Raw genomic sequence first — 22,572 nt, 5'->3', positions numbered from 1 at the left:
TCAAACCAGTGAGAGAAAATGGTATCCCGTAGGGGATTTGAACCCCTGTTACCGCCGTGAAAGGGCGGTGTCCTAGGCCTCTAGACGAACGGGACACTGCAGTAGCTGTTCTCGTTGGTTCTACACCACACTAGAACTTCTCTCTTTTCTTTTTCATCAAGCAATCTGTGTGAACACGTCACAAAACCTAAGCATCATAATAAGGAGGTGATCCAGCCCCAGGTTCCCCTAGGGCTACCTTGTTACGACTTCACCCCAGTCATGAACCACAAAGTGGTGAGCGTCCTCCCGAAGGTTAAACTACCCACTTCTTTTGCAGCCCACTCCCATGGTGTGACGGGCGGTGTGTACAAGGCCCGGGAACGTATTCACCGTAGCATTCTGATCTACGATTACTAGCGATTCCGACTTCACGGAGTCGAGTTGCAGACTCCGATCCGGACTACGACATGCTTTTTGGGGTCCGCTTGCTCTCGCGAGTTCGCATCCCTCTGTACATGCCATTGTAGCACGTGTGTAGCCCTGCCCGTAAGGGCCATGATGACTTGACGTCGTCCCCACCTTCCTCCGGTTTATCACCGGCAGTCTCCCTAGAGTTCCCACCATTACGTGCTGGCAAATAAGGATAGGGGTTGCGCTCGTTGCGGGACTTAACCCAACATCTCACGACACGAGCTGACGACAGCCATGCAGCACCTGTATCTGAGTTCCCGAAGGCACTAAACCATCTCTGGTAAATTCTCAGTATGTCAAGGGCAGGTAAGGTTCTTCGCGTTGCATCGAATTAAACCACATGCTCCACCGCTTGTGCGGGCCCCCGTCAATTCATTTGAGTTTTAACCTTGCGGCCGTACTCCCCAGGCGGTCTACTTAATGCGTTAGCTGCGTTACCCACGAGTTAAACTCACAGACAACTAGTAGACATCGTTTACGGCGTGGACTACCAGGGTATCTAATCCTGTTTGCTCCCCACGCTTTCGTACATGAGCGTCAGTTTTTGTCCAGGTGGCCGCCTTCGCCACTGGTATTCCTTCAGATCTCTACGCATTTCACCGCTACACCTGAAATTCTACCACCCTCTACAAAACTCTAGCTTGCCAGTTCCAAATGCCATTCCCAGGTTGAGCCCGGGGATTTCACATCTGGCTTAGAAAGCCGCCTGCGTACGCTTTACGCCCAGTAATTCCGATTAACGCTCGGACCCTCCGTATTACCGCGGCTGCTGGCACGGAGTTAGCCGGTCCTTCTTCTGTCGCTAACGTCAAAGATAGTAAGTATTAATTACTACCCCTTCCTCACGACTGAAAGTGCTTTACAACCCGAAGGCCTTCTTCACACACGCGGCATGGCTGCATCAGGCTTTCGCCCATTGTGCAATATTCCCCACTGCTGCCTCCCGTAGGAGTCTGGGCCGTGTCTCAGTCCCAGTGTGGCTGATCATCCTCTCAAACCAGCTAGGGATCGTCGCCTTGGTGAGCCATTACCCCACCAACTAGCTAATCCCACTTGGGCTAATCTTTACGCGAAAGGCTCCGAAGAGTCCCCTCCTTTGGTCCGAAGACATTATGCGGTATTAGCAGTCGTTTCCAACTGTTGTCCCCCACGTAAAGGCATATTCCCAAGCATTACTCACCCGTCCGCCGCTCGTCAGCAAAGTAGCAAGCTACTCTCTGTTACCGCTCGACTTGCATGTGTTAAGCCTGCCGCCAGCGTTCAATCTGAGCCATGATCAAACTCTTCAATCAAAAGTTTTTTCGCTCAAAGTTAAAAACTGAAATTATTACTGTGTTTTACAGTGCAAGACTCCAGTTCACTTAAGCTTAATTTTTTCGCTTAAGGCCCTGTGAGTGCTCACACAGATTGCTTGATAAATTGTTAAAGAGCGTTGCTTCTTGCCGAAGCGAGGTGCGCATTCTACGCTTTCCTCCGTGGCTGTCAACCGCTTTTTAAAAACATTTTAAAAAGAAGTTTGAGAGCCGGCTAACTTAGCCCTAGGCCTTGCTAACCCTGACGTAGCCTTGCTTCGCTTTAGTGCGCTGCGTGCCGTGTCAGTGGAGGTGCATTATAGGGATCAGATTTTATAGCGCAAGCATTTATTACAGAAAAATGAAAATAACTGCCTTTATGAACAATATTCGCTCCAAACGCTTATTAATTACACTTTAATCGCCATATTCAGTCCCTAAGGAACAAGATAAGTACCCAAAATATACCTTTCGTTTTCGCCAATGAGCCATTTTTTATCTAACTATCTAGATAGTCATGGCTTAGCTAATTAGTCGTATTACTCTTATTTAAGTCTATCTCACTATTTGTATTGGAGAAGGGATGTCGTAAGCTGGGTTTTATATATAAGGACCGACAGCGGAGTAAGCAATGAGTGTGAAGTCATTTTCTGGATTTAGCCCTATTTTAGGTAAAGAAGTATGGGTAGACCCCAGTGCTGTATTGTACGGTGAGATAAAACTTGGTGATGACGTAAGTATCTGGCCTATGGTAGCGGCACGTGGTGATGTGAATCATATTCAAATTGGGGCGCGCTCTAACGTTCAAGACGGCAGCGTTTTGCACGTAACCCGTAAAACAGAAAATCCACCTTATGGCTACCCTTTGATTATTGGTGAAGATGTCACCGTAGGTCACAAGGCCATGCTACATGGATGCACCATTGGCAACCGTGTATTGGTGGGCATGGGCGCAATAGTATTAGACGGTGTGGTGGTTGAAGATGATGTAATGATTGGAGCAGGTAGCTTGGTACCGCCTCATAAACGTTTGGAGTCTGGTTACTTGTATATGGGCAGTCCGGTTAAACAAGCTCGCCCTTTAAATGAAAAAGAAAAAGCCTTTTTAAGCGAGTCGGCCGACAACTACGTGCGCCTGAAACAACAGTATCTAGAAGAACAGGCTTAAACAATAATTTCGCCATTAGGCTCGAAGTCTTCCTGCTGTAGCTTTTGCTCTAGCAGTTCTTCAATATCAAATTGAACACTGTGATAAGCCTCGAGCATTTTATCGTCGTTAGTTAGCGGTAACCCCACCAAATGCTCGAGGGTAGATTTACGTACAGCGCATTGCACTCGCGCTCCCATCACCTGAGCGCTAAATTCAACACACTGATTGACTGCCTGCCAACGTTGATCGTCACTTATTATAATGGCTTGATTCATAGTTTATTTACTCCGGCAACGGACTAGTTGTTTTTTCTGCGTGCTGTTCTTAAAGTGTTGCCATTGAACCGACAAACTGCAAGTGAAAATTAGATGATAACTTGGCAATGCTTAGCCTTTAATCAACTTAGTACCCTACAGCTTTATCGAATGATGATGCTGCGCGAAGAAGTGTTTGTTGTTGAACAAAACTGCCCCTATCAAGACGCCGATGGAAAAGATTTGCAGGCGAAGCATGTAATGGCCTATCAAGATGCGGAACTAGTAGCTTATGCGCGTATCTATACCAGTGAGCCATTAAGTGCTCATATCGGCAGAGTTGTCACCAAAGCCAGCGCAAGGGGAAACGGGTTAGGGCAACAACTTATGCAACAAGCTATAAGCCAATGCCAACAACACTGGCCCAACGCTACCATTCACATTTCAGCACAACGCTATCTGGAAGATTTCTATCAAGGTCTTGGTTTTGTTATCTGCAGCGAACCCTACCTTGAAGACAATATTCCACACATAGGTATGGAAATAAGAGCTAACGACTAAGGTTGCGGCGTAATTCGCGCAACACCTGACGAAAACCAGGACGAATACCTCGCCAAACGGTGAAGCTTTCGGCGGCTTGGCCCACCAGCATGCCTAAACCGTCAACCACTTTTGTTGCTCCTTGCTCTGCAGCCCAAGCATTAAAGGCGGTAACATCAGCTGAGTAGGTCATGTCATAACATCGAGTGGTAGCTTGAATTAGCTCTGCCTTTAATGGCGGGAGCTGCCCCTTAAGGCCTGCCGAAGTAGAGTTAATGATAATATCAAACTGACCTGACAAATCTTCGAATGAACGACTAGAGACCTTACCAAACTCACTAAAACGCTCGGCAAGCGCTTCAGCTTTAGCCACCGTGCGGTTAACAATTACCAGCTCGCTAATTTGCTCATCTAATAAAGGGCGGATTACCCCACGCGCAGCACCGCCCGCGCCTAACAGCAATACTCGCAAATCTTTTAGCTCACCGAAGTTGGCAATTAAATCTGCAACTAACCCAGCGCCGTCGGTATTATCGCCAAGAATAATACCGTCATCGGTCAACTTTAGCGTGTTCACCGCTCCAGCTAATAAAGCCCGCTCGGTGTGTTGCTGTGCAGCTTGAAAAGCTTGCTCTTTAAATGGTGCAGTAACATTGCAGCCCTTCCCGCCTTCCTGCCAAAATTTAGCAAGAGCATCTGCAAAACCGTCTTCTGCTGGTTCAATGGCGGTATAACTTAACTGCTGCTGGGTTTGGCGAGCAAACAAGGTATGAATGAAAGGTGACTTCGACTGGCTAATTGGGTTGCCAAATACTGCGTATAAATCCATTAGGTGCGCTACTAAAACAAATAATAACGCACCTTAACAAGGCTTTAAGAAAAAGCCAAAGTACAAAGTCGAAAAATTACCCCTGTAACCGCTAATCTTCGTCGTCGATATCAGGACCATCATCATCAACATCAACATCAACATCGTCATCATCGCTGTTGGCGGCTGTTTCGGTCACACTGGCTTTGGGTGGATTGCTCACTAAACCATGAAATGCTTTGCGACCAGTTAGCTTTTTATATTTAAGCCAGACCTTTTGCTCGGCTGTTTCAGGTTCGGCATCGCCGCGGCACACCGATACAAAGTGAGATTCAATATCATCCACAGGTTCGCGGATAGATTCATCAAGCTCTTTAAACGCGCTACCACAGCGCTCAAGTAACTCGGCTTCTTTAATGGTGAATGCGCCGCTGCGAGAAAAGCCGCGGCGAAAGTTTTTATCATCTGCAAATCGGCGTTTTGCCGAAAACGATCCATTCATAGCTCAAACTCAACTAAAAAAAAATCATCAAAAGTAGGGGCTTAAACCCGACAGTTAAAATAATTAATCCATTGTCGACATTCTTGCAAGAAAATAAGTCGTTTTTTTAGTGTTTAGTTCGCCAACTCTAACCAATTTTGCGGTACCAAATAACGTTGATATAAACGCTCTTCGGGGCTGCCCGCTTCTGGTTGCCAGTTATAGCGCCATTTCACCAAGGGCGGTAAGGACATTAAGATAGATTCGGTGCGGCCACCCGATTGCAGGCCAAACAAGGTTCCGCGATCGTAAACCAAATTGAATTCAACATAGCGGCCACGGCGATACAATTGAAAGTCTCGTTGCTGCTCGCTAAACGGGCTGTCTTTACGTCGCTCTACAATCGGCAAATAGGCATTTAAGAAGCCCTCGCCAACAGCTTGAGTAAAGGCAAAACTCTGAGCAAAACCAGCTTCATTGAGATCATCAAAAAATAAGCCTCCTACCCCCCGTGTTTCGTTACGATGCTTTAGGAAGAAATAACGGTCACACCAAGCTTTATATTTAGGATAAACATCTTCACCAAAGGGTTGGCATAAATCAGCTGCGGTTTGATGCCACCAGATACAGTCTTCATCAAAACCGTAATACGGGGTTAAATCGAAACCACCACCAAACCACCAGATAGGCTCTTCGCCTTCTTTTTCTGCCACAAAGAAGCGCACGTTAGCATGTGAAGTAGGTACCATTGGATTGTTTGGGTGAATCACCAACGAGACCCCCATCGCTTCAAAGTGACGGCCTGCCAACTCTGGACGCTGTGCGGTAGCGGAAGCTGGCATTTCTTTGCCACAAACGTGAGAGAAGTTGACTCCCGCTTGCTCAAATACCTTACCATTAGTAAGCACCCGAGTACGGCCTTCGCCAGTTAAGCCTTTATGCTCGGCTGGGTCACGCTGCCAATCATCATGCAAAAATGTTGCTGCACCATCTTGTAATTCCAATTGCTGACAGATGGATTGTTGTAGCGTGAGAAAGAATTGGCGAACAGCTTCAATATCAACGTCTTGCATAAGGCTTCCTGTATTTAATCTAGGCGCGGATCACTTGCCCAGTAAAAATGTCTTTTATTTGGCTAGTTTGTTTAGCGGCGCCCAACGGTCGGTCTAATGCTAAACCCAAGCCTTGCAACTTAGCTGCTTGCTGCGCAGTTTCGGCCGGGGCTTCGCCACTGTAATTGGCCGAGGTTGACACAATCGGCTTACCCAAACCGGCGCACAGCTTTGCAACAACCGGATGCTGAGTTAACCGCACCGCCACTGAGCTAAACTGGCCACTAATCCACTTTGGTGTTTTGGCAGATACTGGCACCAACCAAGTGGTTGGCCGCGCTTGAACACTCACTAACAGCTGCTGCTGTTCGACAGATAACGCAGCATAATCGATGTAAGGCAATAAGTGCTCTAACTCGGAGGCGAGCAATATAAGTCCCTTTTCAACAGGTCGGCGTTTTATTGCTAAAATTTGTTCTACCGCCGCTTGCTTATCGGGGTCACAGCCAAGGCCGTAAACCGCTTCTGTTGGGTAGGCTAATACCAAGCCTTGCTTAAGTGTGGCAACGGCTTGCTCAATTGAATCACTTACTGGAGTAACTAAAGAGTCGGTCATTATTTTTGCACTTTAACTAAACTATGAACTAATAAAAACTGCAGCGCGGCGCATACCACTACCGATGGCCCCGCAGGGGTATCTTGATACCAAGACAAACACAAACCAAGCACTACTGAGATAGCGCCAAAGGCGATGGCAAACAGTGCCATTTGCTCGGGAGAGCGGCTTAAACGACGCGCCGTTGCAGCAGGAATTAACAACAGCGAACTAATAATTAATGCGCCAACTATTTTCATGGCGATTGCAATAACCACAGCCAATAATAACAACAGCAGCGCTCGCATCATGCCCACGTTTACGCCTTCCACCTCGGCAATTTGCTCATTCACCGTGGCCGACAATAGCTTGTTCCACTGGCTCAGCAATAAACCAAGCACTAAGGCACCGCCGCCCCAAATCCACAATAAATCTTGTTGAGTTACCGCTAGCAAATCACCAAACAAATAGGCCATTAGGTCAATGCGTACATTGTCCATTAAAGCAACCACGACTAAACCTAAAGACAAAGCCGAATGCGCCATAATCCCCAATAAAGTATCGCTGGCTAACTGCTTGTAGCGTTGCAGCGATAACAAAATTATAGCCAGCATAACCCCGCTAAAAACTACCGCTATCACCGGGTTGATTTGCAACCATAAACCTAGCGCTACACCTAATAACGAAGCATGCGCTAAGGTATCGCCAAAATAAGCTAAACGGCGCCACACCATAAATGAGCCCAGCGGCCCCGCTAATACCGCAATACCTAAGCCTGCCAATAAAGCATTTACTAAAAAATCGTCCATGTGCTAGTTGTTCTCTTCAGTGCTTGGCTGATGATTGTGGTTATGGTTATGGTCGTGATCGTCACAAACATGGTGATGGGTATAAACGGCAAGCTGTTGGCGTTCGTTTTGCGCAAAAAGCCGTGCGAATTCTGGATGTTGAGCCACGCTCTCGGGCTCCCCATGGCAACACACATGGTGATTTAAACAAATTACATGGTCGGTGCCCGCCATTACCAAGTGCAAATCGTGAGAGACCAACAGCACCCCGCACCCCATTTGCTGGGCGATATCAGCAATCAATTGATAAAGCTCTATCTGCCCAGAGATGTCGACTCCCTGCACGGGTTCGTCTAATACCAGCAGTTGCGGCTCGCCTAACAAGGCCCGCGCTAACAATACTCGCTGCATTTCGCCGCCAGACAAACGCACCATTTGCCGCTTTAGCAAGCTATCAATACTAAGCTGGCGAATCACCTTAGTTAAACCTAGCTTAGAAGAATGCCGCGCTAGCTTAAGAAAGCGTTCCACGGTGAGGGGGAACGATTCATCTAAACTGATTTTTTGCGGTACATAACCAATACGTAGCTTTGAAGCACGAGTTATATCGCCAGAGTCTGCGGAAATAAGGCCCAAAATAACCTTAATCAAGGTGCTTTTACCAGCACCGTTAGGGCCAATTAATGTGGTGATTTGACCACGGTTCAACTCCAACGAGACATGGTCGAGAACCATGCGCTGGTCAAAGCTAACGCAAATATTGTTAAGCGAAACTAAAGTGGTCAATCCTGCATCCTATAGATAACTAGCTGAATAAACCCCAGTGGCGTTTACTAGGGCGCGCTATTCTACACTAGATGTTACACTATCGTATTATTTTACCAAATCACTCTCAAAATCTTGTATGCGTAACCTGCTTTTTGTTCTGATGTTCTTCGCTATACCAAGCTGGGCCACTAGCCCAAACATCTTAGTTAGTATTAAACCTTTGCAACTCATTGTTAGTAGCTTAAGTGAAGGTGAACTCAATGTTGATTACCTAGTAAGCCCCAACGTATCGCCACACGATTATGCGCTGCGCCCATCGGATGTGCGTGCGCTGCGTCAGGCCGATTTAGTTATTTGGGTCGGTGATGAGCTAGAGCCATTCTTAAGTAAACCGCTTAGCCAAACCAGTGCCAGCCAGCTAGCGCTGCTAGACATACCCCAGCTAGAACTCATTGATGGCGATGAAGGCCACGATCACCACCATGGTGACCACTACCATGAAGTAGACCCGCACATTTGGTTAGGCCCCAATGAAGCTAAGCTTATTGCCGCTGCAATTACCGAGCAGTTAATTGCTAAAATGCCCGAAGATAAAGCCAAATTAGAGCAGCAGCTCGAACGCTTTAATCAAGAGCTAACAAAGGTAGTGAGCAACATTAATCTGCAACTCCAAGCGGTTAAACAGCAAGGCTATTTTGTTTTTCACGATGGCTATAGTTATTTTGAACGCGAGTTTGGCTTAAATCGTTTAGGTGAATTTACCATTAACCCGCAGCGTCGTCCTGGCGCTAAAAGCTTGCTGAATATTCGCCAGCAGTTAGAGCAAGGCAAAGCCAAGTGTATCTTTGCTGAACCACAATTTGATGGCGCATTGCTAGAAAGCATTAGCCAACACAGTGGTGCGCAAATTAGCTTGCTCGACCCTCTAGGAATTAGTGTAAGCAATGGCAAAAATGGCTACTTTAAATTACTGCAGCAACTGGCCGACTCTTACCACGAGTGTTTAAGCCACTAACAAAAAGCGGAGCCTAAGCTCCGCAATGTTATATCACTCTTGAAAATTGCTGGCGCCGCGCTTGGCTTCTAAAGTACACATCAAAGCACATGCAAATGTTACGAATCAGCAAGCGCCCTTTGTTGGTCACCTGCAAGGCATCGGCACTTAAACTAACTAGACCATCTTCAACAAAAGGTTTTAGCAGCTGCATATCTTCGGCAAAGTATTGCTGAAAATCTAAATCAAACTGCTGCTCTATATCTTTAAAGCTCAATTGAAAATTGCAGATCAGGGTCTTAATCAATTCGCGGCGAATTAAATCATCTTGGTTTAGTGCAATTCCCTTCCATTGTGCATGCCCTTGTTGGTCGATTTGCGCGTAGTAGGTTTTAAGATCTTTCTGGTTTTGGCTGTAAGCGTCACCCAACATCGAAATAGAAGACACCCCTAAACCCAGTAAATCGGCTTCGCCTTGGGTGGTGTAGCCCTGAAAATTACGATGTAACTCACCCTTACTTTGAGCAATGGCAAGTTCATCATCAGGTTTGGCAAAATGATCCATGCCAATAAACTGATAGCCGTGAGTAGTTAAAAACTCGATGCTATCGCGCAAAATGCCTAAGCGCTCATCGCTGCTTGGCATGGCGCTTTCATCTATTTTACGCTGCGCGGCAAAGCGACTGGGCAGGTGGGCATAATTAAATACCGACAAACGATCAGGGTCTAACTCAAGCACGCGACTTAAGGTTTGTTGGAAACTCGCACGTGTTTGATGCGGAAGACCATAAATAAGGTCAATATTTACCGAGTTAAAACCAACTTGCTTAGCCCGCTCTACCAAGGCAAAAATAAACGCTTCGTCTTGTTCGCGATTAACCGCCTGTTGCACTTGCTTGTTGAAATCTTGCACCCCAAGGCTTAAACGGTTAAAGCCCAACTCGGCTAACAAGTTAATCGTAGAAAGCTCGATTTCTCGCGGGTCCACCTCAATGCTTACTTCGGCATTGTCAGCAAAATCAAATTGGCTAAACAGCTTACTGGTTAAGCGCTTAAGCTGCTCTGGCTCTAGATAAGTTGGCGTACCGCCGCCCCAATGCATTTGGCTTACTTTACGTTGCTTAAAACGTGGCGCTTGCAGCTGAATTTCTTGTTCTAGGTAGTCTAAGTAAATGTCGGCCTTATGCTGATGACGGGTAATCACCTTGTTACAACCGCAGTAGTAACACAACTTATGGCAAAACGGGATGTGCACATACAGCGATAAATCACGTTCAGGAAACTTATCACAAGCAATGCCAAACTCTTGCTCACCAAAGTCTTCGTTAAACTCAAGGGCAGTGGGGTAAGAGGTGTAGCGGGGGCCCGAGTAGTTGTACTTCTCGATCAGTTGCTGATCCCAATCCACCATTGATACTGACATTCGAGTTCTCTCCTAGAGCGCGCTAGCACTGAGCTGTACCAGTGCTTCGGCTTCTTGTAATATTTGTTTCTCTAAGGCTTTTTCTTCTGCTTCACGCTGCAGATCTTGGCGCATACGCTGCTGCAAAGGCAGTTTGTTGCGCGCCTCATGAGTGGGTAACTCTTTTACCGCATTATATAACTGAAAAACAGCAGGGTAGCGCTGTGACCAATCAATTAGCTGCGGAGTTTGCAAAGCAATCAACAGATTGCTGATGCGGATCACACCCTCAGATAAGCCACAGCGATCTTCCTGCATGGCTTTGGCAATGTAACGAATATCAGTCACTAAATTCTCGTTACGCTTAGCAACCGCGTTTTTAATCACTTTTTGTTGCCCCATTAAGCGCCCTACTAATAAGGCGGCATAAATGGCTAAGGCTGACACAATAATAACTGCGGCTACCGCTAACCAAACCATCAAAGCTAATCCTTATATTGATCCAAGGAAGAACTATTTAACGAACGCCATAATTGCTCATCATCATCTAAAGCTTCCACTTCTTCGGCTTCTTCTGACAAACCTAGTTCGGCTAGCAATTCAGCGTGACGTGCTAGTTGTTCGTCCACCCACTGCTGCTCTTGCTTGCTAATTTCACCGCCTTCATCTAACACATCGATAAGACTTTCAAGACGCGTATCGGCTTCTAACATCGCCAATTCTTTCTCAGGGGTTAGCTCTACTTTGGCTTTTGCTTTAGCGGGTTTAGCTGCAGGTTTAGCCGCAGGCTTGGCAACACCGAGTACTACAGGCTCTTTACTGCCGTGACGCGGATCTTTTTTCTGGACATTAGCGGCTTGCTGCTGCACCAACTCTGCTTCTTGCTGACGACTGCCAGAGGCTTTTCCCTTACCAATTTTTTTACGATCCGGCGCAGTAACACGTTTAGCTTTAAAGTCAGGGTCTTTACGCACCCCAATTAAGCCGCCTTTACGATTCTTTTTTCTAGACATTTTGTTTACCTCTGTGAAATAGCGCCACGTCGGGGCCAACTATCTCCAATCTCATCTGATAATGATTAGCTAACCAAGTAAAGGTTTTATCACTGTAAAACGCTACGTGGGTAGGATCATTTTTATAGTGCCATTGGGGGAACACTTCGGTTCCCCAATGGCGTTTAGTCATTACGGCCAATAACCCCGTTTCAGCCACTAGGCCTGTTAACAGCTTCCAAGACTGAGCTGGGTGGTTAAAATGCTCCACCACTTCGCTGCTAGTGACCAAGCGATAAGTCTCGGTTAGGCGCTGCTCATCGGGGTAATATATTGGATCATAGTTCAGTAACTGATGCCCTGCTTGCGCCAACAATTCACACAGTGCAGGCCCTGGGCCACAGCCAAAATCTAAGCCAACAACCGGCTCTGTCAACTGGCCAATAACCGGCTCACTTAAACGCCGTAAAAAGTTTAAATAGCCTTGGTCTTGCGGGTCATTATTATGCAAGTCATATTGGGCTTTTTCAGCTTCAGTACTGAGTACATCGTCAGGGTCTACAAAGATCAAATCACATTCTGAACAATGCCAGTATTGGCAGCGTTTATTGCGATAAAAATCCTTGGATGATGTGGCACTACAGAGTGGGCATTTCACCAATCAACACCTTGCCGTATTTTTTAGGGGCGCAAGTGTAACACTTAGAACGAAGATGGCGAATAATAAATCAAAAACAGCTGGGCAGCGGGCGCCGCCCAGCTAAATCTTAGTGTAAGCCACCTAAGTATTGCGACAATATTTCGATATCTTTATCACTGAGTTTAGCGGCAACATCACGCATCATACCGTTTAAGTCGTTAGCACGTTCACCACTGCGGAACATTTCCAGTTGCGATTTAATGTAACCAGCATATTGCGACGAAATTCGAGGGAAACCAGCTAAGCTTTGGCCAACACCTCGTGGGCCATGACAGGCTGTACAAGCAGCAATGCCACGCTCTAAATCGCCACCCATATAAAGTTGCTGACCTGCTTCAACATATTCTGGAGCAGTGGTGTTAGGGCTCATCGCTTGGCCTGAGTAATAAGCGGCTAAATCTTCCATGTCTTGCTCAGACAATGGCATTGCCATACCACCCATTACGGCGTTGTTACGTCCTTCGGTACCGCCGCTAATTGCGCCGGCTTTAAATTCTTTAAGCTGCTTAAGCAAATAACCAGCGTGTTGGCCTTCTAATTTAGGATAACCTGCAGCTTCGCCTTGCTCGTTATGACAAGCTTTACAAGTAGCAGCTTTTTGCTCTCCGGCAGCAGCGTCTCCCTTTGCCCAAACCGGACTGGCAACACCCGCCATTAACATTAAAACTAAGGTAAGTTTTTTCATGACATTCCATTTATTAGTATTATTCCAAACCACACACTGGTGCCCGTGATACACTTAGCGAGTCCAGTAACGGCATTATTTTACACAATTTTGCCAAAAACGTAATGTATTACCCTAATTTCCTTGTGGAGCTCAACATAACCATGGCGCAATATCATTTTCAAAACACCCACTTCATCACTAGCGCGCCTAATATTCAGGCTATGCCTGAAGATAGTGGAATTGAAATCGCCTTTGCTGGACGCTCAAATGCGGGTAAGTCTAGCGCTTTAAATACCCTTACTCGTCAAAAAAGTTTAGCGCGTACCAGTAAAACACCAGGCCGCACTCAGTTAATTAACGTTTTTGAAATATCCGAAGGTTTTCGCCTAATTGACTTACCCGGCTACGGATTTGCTCAAGTACCAGAAGAGGTTAAAAAGCAGTGGCAAAAATCACTGTCTGAATACTTACAAGACCGCCAAAGCTTAAAAGGCATCGTGGTATTAATGGATATTCGCCATCCATTCAAAGATACCGATGCTGGTTTAATCCAGTGGGCTGTAGATTGTGAACTGCCGGTACTCGCGCTATTAACTAAATCAGACAAGTTAAAACAAGGCGCGCGTAAAACAGCGATTTTAAAAGGCCGTGAGACCGCCAAAGCATTTGGTGGCAATGTTCGAGTAGAAGCTTTTTCCTCTTTGAAAAAACAAGGTTTAGACGTGCTCCAAAACACCCTAATAGCATGGTTTGATCAACACCTAGAAAATTCCCCAAGCGACGCTGAATAAACTGACGGACTAAGCTCGCGGCTTCAGCGAGCTCCTCATCACCTTCCAACCTTCATCCCTTTTAAAGCAAACCAGCCCATCATAGCGCGCGTCATTTATTTCACAGAGTTTCATGAAATATCCCACCGCTTGTGCACTTGATCATAGTTTAATGACAAATTGTGCTTGCGGGACAAATTTTACAATTGGGCTACCGAAGAACGTAAAACTTATCAAGTTTGAGATCGTTATACTGACGCAAAAACTTAATGAGGAAATACCATGAGCGTGAATGACGCAACCAAGACTAGGGTAGAAGAACCTAGCGAGATCAGTGATGCGGAAGCGGTAACCGCAGCAGATAAAGCGCGTGCCGATCAGCTAAAGCCGATTAGTGGCGCCTTAGTGACGCATATGTATACCGCCGATCCTTCAGCCCATGTATTTAACGGCAAACTTTACATATATCCCTCTCATGATGTAGATAACGGTCAGCCACTAAATGACAATGGCGATCACTTTGACATGCGTGATTACCATGTTTTCTCATTAGACCGTCCTTTTGGCGTAGTCACCGACCATGGTAACGCGCTAGATGTAAAAGACGTGCCTTGGGCAGAGAAACAAATGTGGGCGCCAGACGCTGCAGAAAAAGATGGCAAGTACTACTTATACTTCCCTGCGCGCAACTACGATGGCATTTTCCAAATTGGCGTAGCAGTTGGCGATCAGCCTGAAGGACCTTTTACTCCCCAAGCAGAACCAATTAAAGGCAGCTTTAGCATCGACCCTGCGGTATTCAAAGACGAAGACGGTAGTCACTACATGTATTTTGGCGGTTTATGGGGCGGCCAATTACAAAACTGGCGCAATGGTGAATTTGGTGAAGAACAATTTCCCGCCGACGACCAACCCGCGCTAAAACCCTTAGTGGCTAAAATGAGCGACGACATGCTGGAGTTTGCTGAAACACCAAAAGAAATCGAAATTGTCGATAAGAATGGCGATGTGCTACTAGCAGGTGACAACGAACGCCGCTATTTTGAAGGCCCATGGATGCACAAGCACAACGGCCGCTACTACTTCTCTTACTCTACTGGCGATACTCACAAAATTGCTTACGCAAGCAGTGACTCACCTTATGGGCCGTTCCGCTACGAAGGCGTTATCTTAGAGCCTGTATTAGGTTGGACAACCCATCACTCAATTGTTCAATACCAAGACAAGTGGTTTTTGTTCTACCACGACAGCACGTTATCAGCCGGTCAAACCCACTTACGCAGCATTAAGATGGCTGAGCTAAATATTGATGATAACGGCAAGATTGAAGCGATTAAGCCTTACTATGAGTAAGCAAGTTATTCGCTAAATTCAAACGCCACTTTAACGTGGCGTTTTTCTATCCAGAGCCTAAACCAACACCTCTCAGTACTAAACAGCAGGCAAAAAAAAAGCCCCATCGTCCGATGAGGCATGATAAGAAAAGAAATTCTTAAAAACTGAAAGCACTATTCCAATTGCATTAATTATGACTCTCTGAAAATCGATTAGTTCACAAAATTTTCTAAAAATGTGCAATTTTCTTTCATAGAAGCTTTGTTATTCACCCAGCCCTTAGGCCAACAGCAATCAAACACCATCAAGCAGTGGCATTTTGAATACGAAATTCCCAAATATCGTAATTTAGCAACCAAATATCAGAAAATAAGAAACAACAGCTAGAGCCCCCTCTTAGACAAGGAGCATAAATGAGTTTAAAAATTAGGAGAGAAGGCAGGCAATCACTGGCATTAAGACAAAAAAACGCCCCGATGGAAACCCATCGGGGCGGCAAAATAGCCTTTTTCAACTACGTGAAATAAAGGTCTGAAAGATAGAACATCTTACCTCTGTACCCTACAAGAGTTACTCTAGAGCATCATCGATGAAAAATAAAGCACTTTTTGTAAGGAAATTTCACTTTAGAGGTATATGTTGGTTTTTAAATTACGCGAAAAGGTTTTCATAATTACATAAATTCGCAAAATCTTGAGGAAAAAAAAAGAGGCCATCGCCTCCTTTTGCTATCTTCCACTATTTAGCTCTAGTGGGCTTCATCCCAGTTTTCACCAATACCTGATTCGGCAACTAATGGTAAATCTAGTGTCACTGCCTGCTCCATCAGCTCGGTAAGCTTCGGTACAACTTTATCCAACTCGCTTTCTAATACTTCAAATACCAGTTCATCGTGAACCTGCATTAACATCTTACAATGCTCACTGGGTTGAGTATCTAGCCATTGGGCAACCGCAATCATCGCCTTTTTGATAATGTCGGCAGCGGTTCCTTGCATTGGCGCGTTTACCGCAGCACGTTCGGCAGCTTTTTTACGCATACCGTTACGCGAATTAATTTCGGGCAAATACAAGCGGCGGCCAAACAAGGTTTCTACATATCCGTGTTCTTGGCAAAAATCTCGGGTGCTGTCCATGTAGTCCAACACCGCAGGGTAGCGCTCAAAATAACGATTCATGTAGTTTTGCGCATCGGCTCGAGCAATGCCTAACTGCTTGGCTAAACCAAAGGCGCTCATACCGTAAATTAGGCCAAAGTTAATCGCTTTGGCACTGCGGCGCTCATCGCCGCTCACTGCCTCTAGCTCTTTACCAAATACTTCTGCAGCAGTGGCTTTATGAATGTCTTCTCCGGCAGCAAAGGCTTTTAGCAAACCAGCATCCTGAGAAAGATGCGCCATGATACGCAGCTCAATTTGTGAGTAATCTATCGCTACCAGTTTGTAACCATCGGCAGGTACAAAAGCCTGACGTACTTTACGTCCTTCTTCATGGCGAATAGGAATATTCTGCAAGTTAGGATCGGTAGATGAGAAACGTCCCGTTGCTGTTACCGCTTGATGATAAGAGGTATGCACTCTGCCAGTGCTTGGCTCTACCATTTTAGGCAGTTTGTCAGTGTAAGTAGATTTTAGTTTAGACAGGCTTCGATACTCTAAAATCACTTTTGGCAAACTGTAATCTAACGCCAACTCTTGCAGCACTTCCTCGGCAGTAGACGGCGCACCTTTTGGGGTTTTCTTAATGATCGGCAATTCCATTTTTTCAAACAAAATGGTTTGCAGCTGCTTAGGAGAACCTAAGTTAAATGGTTCACCGGCTAGTTCATGCGCTTGCTTCTCTAAACCGTCGATACGCTCGCCTAAAGACAAACTATGCTGCGCTAAGCGCTGGCTATCAATACGCACACCTTGACGCTCGGTTTGCGACAAGATGCCCACTAAAGGTAACTCTACTTCTTCGAACAAGCTTTTCAGCTTTGGCTCTTTCTCTAACTTGGCCCACAGAGTTTGGTGCAAGCGTAAAGTAACGTCTGCATCTTCTGCCGCATAAGGTGCTGCCGTTTCAAGTTCAATTTGATTGAAGGTAAGTTGTTTAGCGCCTTTACCTGCAATGTCTTCAAACTTGATGGTTTTGTGTTGCAAGTACTGCAACGACAACGAGTCCATATCGTGGCGAGTAATGGTGCTATTGAGCACATACGACTCCAACATGGTGTCGTACTTAATGCCTTTGAGCGTAATGTCGTAACGCGCAAGCACACTAGCATCGTACTTAAGGTTTTGGCCAACCTTCGCTTTATTAGGGTCTTCCAATAGTGGTTTAAGCTGCGCTAATACCCAGTTTCGCTCTAGCTGCTCAGGCGCATCTAAATAATCGTGAGCGACTGGTAAGTAGGCAGCTTTGCCTGCTTCAACGGCAAAAGATAAACCCACGAGTTCAGCTTGCATGTAGTTAAGCGAGGTGGTTTCGGTATCAATAGCGATAAGCTCAGCGTTATTTAAGCGTTCAAACCAATCATCAAACTGCTGCTTGGTTAAAATGGTTTCATATTCACCTTTAAGCTCAACAGCAGGAGCAACCACTTCGGCCTCAGCATTTGGTTCTGCTGCGGCGCTGTTACTTGATGGGCTAAGCGCTTCACTCAGCCAGCGCTTAAACTCCAATTCACCAAATAATTTAATCAGCGCATCTTTGTCTTCTTCGGTACGCAACATGTCATCCATGCTAAAACCGACTTCAACGTCACATTTAATGGTGGCTAATAAATAGGATAAACGGGCATCTTCGGCATGTTCACGCAGCTTTTTAGGCATGGTTTTAGAGCCGCGAAAACCTAATGGTGCAACCGCGTCTGGGTCGGCTAATAAATCATCCACGCCACCAATGCCTTGCAACATGGCCAAAGCAGTTTTCTCGCCCACCCCAGGTAAGCCAGGAATGTTATCTACTTTGTCGCCCATTAGCGCTAAATAATCAATAATCAGCTCCGGTGGTACGCCAAACTTATCGATAACGCCAGCACGATCCATAACTGTGTCGGTCATGGTATTAATCAAGGTGATATTTTCATCCACCAGCTGCGCCATGTCTTTATCGCCAGTGCTAATCACTACCGCTTTGTTCTCGGCCGAAGCTTGCTTAGCTAAGGTACCAATAACATCATCGGCTTCAACACCTTCAATGGCCACTAAAGGCAAACCCATTGCTTTAATTACCGCGTGTAAAGGGGCAATTTGACTGCGCAAATCATCGGGCATAGACGGGCGATTGGCTTTATATTCTTTATAGATGTCGTCACGAAAGGTTTTACCCTTGGCATCAAACACCACCACAATATGCTCTGGCTTAAATTGCTTAAGTAAGCTGCGCAGCATGTTAACCACGCCATAAACTGCGCCGGTGGCTTCGCCTTTAGAGTTAGTTAGATGAGGAGGAGCGTAGTAAGCGCGATATAGATAAGAAGAGCCGTCAACAAGCACTAAGGGTTGGTCGGGAAGGGTTGCCATTACCGTGATCCATCGTTCAGATTTTCATTGCGCTCGATGATGCCACAGCCACCCTAAATGCACCAGAGTTAAGCGTTATCGGCCGCAACAAATTGTGGATAACTCTGTTGACAAACAGCAGTAATTCTCTCGCGAAAAAATAACAAGCTAAATAGAAAACGACAAATAAGTTTTAATTCAGTAACTTACAGATAAAGAAAGGCAAGAAATTGGAGCGGCAAACAGTTCCCTTATTGTGGAAAACATCATTCCATGACATTGCTTTTCGCGGCCTTACGGTGAATTAATAAACAACTCAACGTTGGCAGGTGGATTAATATAGAAGATAAGCCTGTGGGAAACCTTGTAATGGATCACATTTTAATCAGCCTAAAAATATAATTTTGTTTAGTCAAAACTGGCATGATTTAAGGCAGCCAATAATGGGGCAGAGCTCGTGTGAAAATGCTCACTATTGGCGCATTCAAACCAAGCGCCCTGACTTAGTGCATCATAACGAAACCACCATAATTGTTGTTCAATATAAAAACCTAAAACTTGCCAGTCGGCGCCTTGTTCAACAAAAGCCTGCTGCCATTGTTGCTGCTTTACAAACTGCTGCGCACTAGCCAAAAACTGTGATTCGGAGAACTGCTTAGCAATAGTAACTACCGCATGCTCCGATAATACTTCTATGCCATTTGCTAGCTGCTGCATGATATCTCCAAGCACTTGCCCCAAGCCGGTGGTGGAGCCGCAAAATGCTGAGCATCAACTTGCTCAGTAAACGGGGTATTGAGTACCTGATGCAGCTGGCGCAACTGTGCATAACTGCCATCTTCCGCTTGTTCTATCGCCTGCTGCGCCAAATAGTTGCGCAATACGTATAAAGGCACATGCTGCTGAATACCTGATATCCGTTGTTGTTCATCAACATCACTTTGCTGACAGCGCTGGCGGTATAACTTCAACCAAGCCTGCCAAACATCAGGCAATTGTTTAGTTAACTGATTTTGGTCCTGCGCCAAGGCACGCAGGCTTTGGTGGTAATCGGCCTTTTGTTCGGCGATAACTTTAAGCAGCAAACCTAAAAGTTGCTCATCGTCATCTTGCCACTGGCTTAAACCTAACTTATTCAGCATCAACTGCTGGTAATGTTGATTGATTTTCTGCTGATAGCGTATCCAAAGTGGCTCGGTTTTAGCGCTGGGTACATAGTCAGACAAGGCTTGTGCCAAACGCTGTAAGTTCCATAAGCCTACGGCTGGCTGCTGGTTAAAGGCATAACGTCCATAATGGTCGCTATGGTTACAAACGTGTCTAGGGTTGTAGTCATCTAAAAACCCATAAGGGCCATAATCGATGGTTAAGCCCAAAATCGACATGTTGTCGGTATTCATTACGCCATGACAAAAGCCTTCGGCCTGCCACTTAGCAATCATCAACGCGGTGCTATCCACTACTTGTTCTAACATAGCTAGCACCGGATTTTCGGCAGTTAAACAATCGCTAAAATAATGGCTTAAGCAAAAATCTACCAAGCGCTTTAATGGTTGAGTTTGTTGCTGGTAATACAGGTATTCAAAATGACCAAAACGAATATGGCTAGGCGCCATACGTAGCAGCATAGCTTCTTTTTCAAAGCGTTCACGCTGCACTAAACCGCTACCTACCGTTAAGCTTAATGCGCGGGTTGTTGCGATGCCTAAAGCGGCCATGGCTTCACTGGCTAAAAACTCGCGAATGCTAGAACGTAATACTGCTTTACCATCGCCTTGGCGAGAGAAAGGCGTTAAACCCGAGCCTTTAAGTTGCAGTTCCCAGTACTCACCTTGCTCGTTTACTGTTTCACCAAGTAGCAAGGCTCGACCGTCACCCAGCTGCGGAGAATATCCACCAAACTGATGGCCAGCGTATACCGTTGAGGCAGGCTGCATGCCTTCGATAAGTAACTTACCAGCGCTTAGACCAAGCGCCAGCTCTCCCTGCATAAACTCACTATCTAGGCCAATTAACTCAGCAGCGGCCTGGCTATATGCCACCAACTCAGGATCTTTTAGCGGCGTAGGCTGCTGCTGATGGCATAACTCGGGTAGTTCATTGGAAAAACGATTCACAAATTCCATCTGCGATCCTTAAATCGGGCGGCGTCTTAACTGGCCTGATACTGGTCGATTAAACCTAAAAACTGGTAACCGTAGCGTTCTAGCTTCTTCAAACCAACGCCACTTATGGCTAACATCTCGTGCTGGGTTTGTGGCTGCTGCTGGGCCATTTCTATTAATGTGGCGTCGTTAAACACCACAAACGGCGGCACCGATTCTTCGTCGGCTAAACGCTTTCTTAAATTACGTAACAAAGCGAATAATCGTTTATCGTAAACACCGTAACTGGTGGCTTTTTTACTTTGCTTAGTGGTATTTAAGCGCGGCACAGCCAGTGATAAGGGCTGCTCACCTTTTAAAAATGGTCGTGCTGCTTCAGTCAATTGTAGTACCGAGCTACGCGCAATGTTTTGCTGCAACAAACCCAAATGAATAAGCTGACGTAGCACACTCATCCAATGCTCGTGACTGGCGCTTTTACCAATACCATGAGTAGAAAGCTTATCATGGCCCTGTTCTAAAATACGCTGGCCCATGCTGCCACGCAGCACTTCAATCACATAACCAATACCATAACGCTGGCCAAGCCGATAGACACAAGACAAGGCTTTTTGCGCATCTTGTAAGCCATCATATTGCTTAGGTGGATCTAAGCATACATCACAGTTTCCACAGGGCTTGGCGAGGTATTCACCAAAGTAGTTAAGCAATACCTGACGCCGACAAGTTTGCGCCTCGGCAAAGGCGACAATAGCGTTAAACTTATGACTCTCAACCTGGCGCTGTTGCTCATTTTCGTTTTCATCGATCATTCGCCTTACCCAGTTGGCATCGGCGGGATCATACAAAAACACCGCTTCGGCTTCGGTACCATCGCGGCCAGCACGGCCGGTTTCTTGATAGTAGGCTTCTATGTTACGAGGAATATCATAGTGAAAAACATAGCGTACATTGGGTTTATCAATGCCCATCCCAAAAGCAACGGTAGCCACAACTACCTCTACTTCATCACGCTGGAATTGCTCTTGCACTAATTGGCGCTGCTCGATCGGCAAACCAGCATGATAAGCCGCACTGCGAATACCTTCTGCACTAAGTTTTAAGGCTAATTCTTCAACCCGTTTTCGGCTACTGCAATAAACAATGCCGCTATCTTCCTTACGGCGTTTTACATAATCGCTAAGCTGCTGCCACGGGCGATACTTTTCTTGTAGGGTGTAGCGAATATTCGGTCGGTCAAAACTTGATACTAGAGTGAAGGCATCAGGCAAACCAAGCCGCTGCAGTATGTCTTGGCGGGTGGTATCGTCAGCGGTAGCCGTTAAGGCCACTAAAGGCACATTAGGAAAGTTTTGTTTTAAGCAACCAAGGGCATTATATTCTGGCCGAAAATCGTGCCCCCACTGAGAAATACAATGCGCTTCATCAATGGCAAACATCGCCAAAGGCATCGCTTGTAAGCGCTCAATTAAATCGCCATTGATCAACCGCTCGGGAGAGATGTATAACAGTTTTAAATCGCCCTGCTGCAAACTACGATAGATTTGAAACTGCTGCTCACGCTCTAAACTTGAATTTAAATACGCCGCGCTAACACCATTATGTTGCAGGCTATCTACTTGGTCTTTCATTAAGGAGATAAGCGGCGACACCACTACGGTTAAACCCGGCTTAACCAACGCGGGGATCTGGTAACACAGTGATTTTCCGCCACCGGTTGGCATAATCGCCAAGCAATCTTTGTTATCTAACAAGCGCTCGATCACCGCAGCCTGCCCAGTTCTAAACTCGGCAAAACCAAATACATCTTGTAAAACTTGCTGGGCGCGTTGCATTAAGGCTAGAAATCCAAAAACAGAGTGTGGCTAATCGGTCGCACATTGTAATCAAGCTATGGCGGCTTGTCTTGGTTTGCCTTTATTCTTTTCTCGCTATACAG

The 22,572-nt window shown here is 46.0% G+C and carries 21 protein-coding genes, 1 tRNA gene and 1 rRNA gene; 5 read left to right on the top strand and 18 right to left on the bottom strand.

Annotation, left to right across the window (positions count from 1 at the left end):
* Nucleotides 1–19 precede the first annotated feature (19 nt).
* Together K5L93_RS11125 and K5L93_RS11120 are read right to left on the bottom strand one after the other, a co-directional pair.
* Nucleotides 20–95 (bottom strand) — tRNA-Glu (locus tag K5L93_RS11125).
* 105 nt (nt 96–200) lie between these two features.
* A 16S ribosomal RNA gene (locus tag K5L93_RS11120) occupies nt 201–1,745 on the bottom strand.
* 631 nt (nt 1,746–2,376) lie between these two features.
* On the opposite strand from K5L93_RS11120, the gene K5L93_RS11115 reads away from it, so the two are divergent.
* On the top strand, nt 2,377–2,913 hold the full coding sequence (locus K5L93_RS11115; protein ID WP_220719906.1) for a gamma carbonic anhydrase family protein: 537 nt from the start codon (nt 2,377–2,379) through the stop codon (nt 2,911–2,913).
* On the opposite strand, the gene K5L93_RS11110 is transcribed toward K5L93_RS11115, so the two are convergent.
* Nucleotides 2,910–3,170 (bottom strand): DUF1488 family protein, encoded by a 261-nt coding sequence (locus tag K5L93_RS11110; protein WP_016400038.1) that lies wholly within the window; start codon nt 3,168–3,170, stop codon nt 2,910–2,912. The two genes, K5L93_RS11115 and K5L93_RS11110, sit on opposite strands and share 4 nt — an antisense overlap.
* A gap of 93 nt (nt 3,171–3,263) precedes the next feature.
* Here K5L93_RS11110 and K5L93_RS11105 point away from each other — a divergent pair, with 93 nt between their 5' ends.
* Nucleotides 3,264–3,710, top strand: a complete 447-nt coding sequence (locus tag K5L93_RS11105) for a GNAT family N-acetyltransferase (protein WP_220719905.1) — start codon at nt 3,264–3,266, stop codon at nt 3,708–3,710.
* Here the strand turns inward: K5L93_RS11105 and aroE are convergent.
* The 6 genes from aroE to znuC form a co-directional block, all read right to left on the bottom strand.
* Nucleotides 3,700–4,518: a shikimate dehydrogenase gene (aroE, locus tag K5L93_RS11100; protein WP_220719904.1), complete on the bottom strand. Its 819-nt coding sequence runs from the start codon at nt 4,516–4,518 to the stop codon at nt 3,700–3,702. The two genes, K5L93_RS11105 and aroE, sit on opposite strands and share 11 nt — an antisense overlap.
* Nucleotides 4,519–4,609: 91 nt before the next feature.
* A complete protein-coding gene (locus K5L93_RS11095; RefSeq protein ID WP_220719903.1) occupies nt 4,610–4,999 on the bottom strand; it encodes a MaoP family protein in 390 nt (129 codons plus the stop codon).
* Between the two features lie 113 nt (nt 5,000–5,112).
* Nucleotides 5,113–6,051 carry an oxygen-dependent coproporphyrinogen oxidase gene (hemF, locus tag K5L93_RS11090; protein ID WP_220719902.1) on the bottom strand — a complete coding sequence of 313 codons (939 nt, stop codon included), beginning with the start codon at nt 6,049–6,051 and terminating at the stop codon, nt 5,113–5,115.
* A gap of 19 nt (nt 6,052–6,070) precedes the next feature.
* Entirely contained in the window at nt 6,071–6,646 is a 576-nt protein-coding gene (gene tsaC / locus K5L93_RS11085; RefSeq protein ID WP_220719901.1) for an L-threonylcarbamoyladenylate synthase type 1 TsaC, read from the bottom strand.
* On the bottom strand, nt 6,646–7,434 hold the full coding sequence (znuB, locus tag K5L93_RS11080) for a zinc ABC transporter permease subunit ZnuB (protein WP_152785446.1): 789 nt from the start codon (nt 7,432–7,434) through the stop codon (nt 6,646–6,648). The genes tsaC and znuB overlap by 1 nt, the downstream gene beginning before the upstream one ends.
* A 3-nt stretch (nt 7,435–7,437) precedes the next feature.
* A complete protein-coding gene (gene znuC, locus K5L93_RS11075) occupies nt 7,438–8,199 on the bottom strand; it encodes a zinc ABC transporter ATP-binding protein ZnuC (protein WP_220719900.1) in 762 nt (253 codons plus the stop codon).
* A 118-nt stretch (nt 8,200–8,317) separates the two neighbouring features.
* Here znuC and znuA point away from each other — a divergent pair, with 118 nt between their 5' ends.
* The gene (gene znuA, locus K5L93_RS11070) at nt 8,318–9,196 is read left to right on the top strand and encodes a zinc ABC transporter substrate-binding protein ZnuA (RefSeq protein WP_220719899.1); all 879 of its coding nucleotides are present in this window, start codon (nt 8,318–8,320) and stop codon (nt 9,194–9,196) included.
* Between the two features lie 28 nt (nt 9,197–9,224).
* Here znuA and hemN read toward each other — a convergent pair whose 3' ends face one another.
* From hemN to K5L93_RS11045, 5 genes are all read right to left on the bottom strand, one after another.
* Nucleotides 9,225–10,598: an oxygen-independent coproporphyrinogen III oxidase gene (gene hemN, locus K5L93_RS11065; protein ID WP_220719898.1), complete on the bottom strand. Its 1,374-nt coding sequence runs from the start codon at nt 10,596–10,598 to the stop codon at nt 9,225–9,227.
* 12 nt (nt 10,599–10,610) lie between these two features.
* Nucleotides 10,611–11,057, bottom strand: coding sequence for a DUF2489 domain-containing protein (locus K5L93_RS11060; protein ID WP_246615116.1), 447 nt, complete (start codon nt 11,055–11,057; stop codon nt 10,611–10,613).
* A gap of 5 nt (nt 11,058–11,062) precedes the next feature.
* Nucleotides 11,063–11,590, bottom strand: coding sequence for a Der GTPase-activating protein YihI (gene yihI / locus K5L93_RS11055; RefSeq protein WP_220719896.1), 528 nt, complete (start codon nt 11,588–11,590; stop codon nt 11,063–11,065).
* Nucleotides 11,583–12,227 carry a methyltransferase domain-containing protein gene (locus K5L93_RS11050; RefSeq protein ID WP_220719895.1) on the bottom strand — a complete coding sequence of 215 codons (645 nt, stop codon included), beginning with the start codon at nt 12,225–12,227 and terminating at the stop codon, nt 11,583–11,585. Before K5L93_RS11050 ends, yihI begins: the two co-directional genes overlap by 8 nt.
* Before the next feature lie 109 nt (nt 12,228–12,336).
* Nucleotides 12,337–12,954: a c-type cytochrome gene (locus tag K5L93_RS11045; protein ID WP_220719894.1), complete on the bottom strand. Its 618-nt coding sequence runs from the start codon at nt 12,952–12,954 to the stop codon at nt 12,337–12,339.
* 137 nt (nt 12,955–13,091) lie between these two features.
* Here K5L93_RS11045 and yihA point away from each other — a divergent pair, with 137 nt between their 5' ends.
* On the top strand, nt 13,092–13,727 hold the full coding sequence (gene yihA, locus K5L93_RS11040; protein ID WP_373869984.1) for a ribosome biogenesis GTP-binding protein YihA/YsxC: 636 nt from the start codon (nt 13,092–13,094) through the stop codon (nt 13,725–13,727).
* Nucleotides 13,728–13,988: 261 nt separating this feature from the next.
* Nucleotides 13,989–15,059, top strand: a complete 1,071-nt coding sequence (locus K5L93_RS11035; protein WP_220719892.1) for a glycoside hydrolase family 43 protein — start codon at nt 13,989–13,991, stop codon at nt 15,057–15,059.
* A 730-nt stretch (nt 15,060–15,789) separates the two neighbouring features.
* On the opposite strand, the gene polA is transcribed toward K5L93_RS11035, so the two are convergent.
* The 4 genes from polA to recQ all read right to left on the bottom strand — a co-directional run bounded on the left by polA (nt 15,790) and on the right by recQ (nt 22,468).
* The gene (gene polA / locus K5L93_RS11030) at nt 15,790–18,549 is read right to left on the bottom strand and encodes a DNA polymerase I (RefSeq protein WP_220719891.1); all 2,760 of its coding nucleotides are present in this window, start codon (nt 18,547–18,549) and stop codon (nt 15,790–15,792) included.
* Nucleotides 18,550–18,936: 387 nt separating this feature from the next.
* The gene (locus K5L93_RS11025; protein ID WP_220719890.1) at nt 18,937–19,245 is read right to left on the bottom strand and encodes a DUF3630 family protein; all 309 of its coding nucleotides are present in this window, start codon (nt 19,243–19,245) and stop codon (nt 18,937–18,939) included.
* Nucleotides 19,233–20,654, bottom strand: coding sequence for a protein adenylyltransferase SelO (locus K5L93_RS11020; protein WP_220719889.1), 1,422 nt, complete (start codon nt 20,652–20,654; stop codon nt 19,233–19,235). The genes K5L93_RS11025 and K5L93_RS11020 overlap by 13 nt, the downstream gene beginning before the upstream one ends.
* Before the next feature lie 26 nt (nt 20,655–20,680).
* Nucleotides 20,681–22,468: a DNA helicase RecQ gene (gene recQ / locus K5L93_RS11015; protein WP_220719888.1), complete on the bottom strand. Its 1,788-nt coding sequence runs from the start codon at nt 22,466–22,468 to the stop codon at nt 20,681–20,683.
* Nucleotides 22,469–22,572: the final 104 nt, after the last annotated feature.

Source organism: Agarivorans litoreus, from assembly GCF_019649015.1.
Classification (GTDB): domain Bacteria; phylum Pseudomonadota; class Gammaproteobacteria; order Enterobacterales; family Celerinatantimonadaceae; genus Agarivorans; species Agarivorans litoreus.
Note: the sequence above shows the minus strand (reverse complement) of the source record. Positions and strands in the feature narration are given on the sequence as shown.

Bases quoted from the DNA above. Each gene is read 5' to 3' on its own strand.
- K5L93_RS11020 (WP_220719889.1), bottom strand. From the start codon at position 20,654: ATGGAATTTGTGAATCGTTTTTCCAATGAACTACCCGAGTTATGCCAT.
- K5L93_RS11045 (WP_220719894.1), bottom strand. From the start codon at position 12,954: ATGAAAAAACTTACCTTAGTTTTAATGTTAATGGCGGGTGTTGCCAGT.
- yihI (WP_220719896.1), bottom strand. From the start codon at position 11,590: ATGTCTAGAAAAAAGAATCGTAAAGGCGGCTTAATTGGGGTGCGTAAA.
- K5L93_RS11105 (WP_220719905.1), top strand. From the start codon at position 3,264: ATGATAACTTGGCAATGCTTAGCCTTTAATCAACTTAGTACCCTACAG.
- aroE (WP_220719904.1), bottom strand. From the start codon at position 4,518: ATGGATTTATACGCAGTATTTGGCAACCCAATTAGCCAGTCGAAGTCA.
- K5L93_RS11110 (WP_016400038.1), bottom strand. From the start codon at position 3,170: ATGAATCAAGCCATTATAATAAGTGACGATCAACGTTGGCAGGCAGTC.
- K5L93_RS11115 (WP_220719906.1), top strand. From the start codon at position 2,377: ATGAGTGTGAAGTCATTTTCTGGATTTAGCCCTATTTTAGGTAAAGAA.
- tsaC (WP_220719901.1), bottom strand. From the start codon at position 6,646: ATGACCGACTCTTTAGTTACTCCAGTAAGTGATTCAATTGAGCAAGCC.
- hemN (WP_220719898.1), bottom strand. From the start codon at position 10,598: ATGTCAGTATCAATGGTGGATTGGGATCAGCAACTGATCGAGAAGTAC.
- znuB (WP_152785446.1), bottom strand. From the start codon at position 7,434: ATGGACGATTTTTTAGTAAATGCTTTATTGGCAGGCTTAGGTATTGCG.
- K5L93_RS11035 (WP_220719892.1), top strand. From the start codon at position 13,989: ATGAGCGTGAATGACGCAACCAAGACTAGGGTAGAAGAACCTAGCGAG.
- recQ (WP_220719888.1), bottom strand. From the start codon at position 22,468: ATGCAACGCGCCCAGCAAGTTTTACAAGATGTATTTGGTTTTGCCGAG.
- hemF (WP_220719902.1), bottom strand. From the start codon at position 6,051: ATGCAAGACGTTGATATTGAAGCTGTTCGCCAATTCTTTCTCACGCTA.
- K5L93_RS11025 (WP_220719890.1), bottom strand. From the start codon at position 19,245: ATGCAGCAGCTAGCAAATGGCATAGAAGTATTATCGGAGCATGCGGTA.
- K5L93_RS11095 (WP_220719903.1), bottom strand. From the start codon at position 4,999: ATGAATGGATCGTTTTCGGCAAAACGCCGATTTGCAGATGATAAAAAC.
- K5L93_RS11060 (WP_246615116.1), bottom strand. From the start codon at position 11,057: ATGGTTTGGTTAGCGGTAGCCGCAGTTATTATTGTGTCAGCCTTAGCC.
- polA (WP_220719891.1), bottom strand. From the start codon at position 18,549: ATGGCAACCCTTCCCGACCAACCCTTAGTGCTTGTTGACGGCTCTTCT.
- znuA (WP_220719899.1), top strand. From the start codon at position 8,318: ATGCGTAACCTGCTTTTTGTTCTGATGTTCTTCGCTATACCAAGCTGG.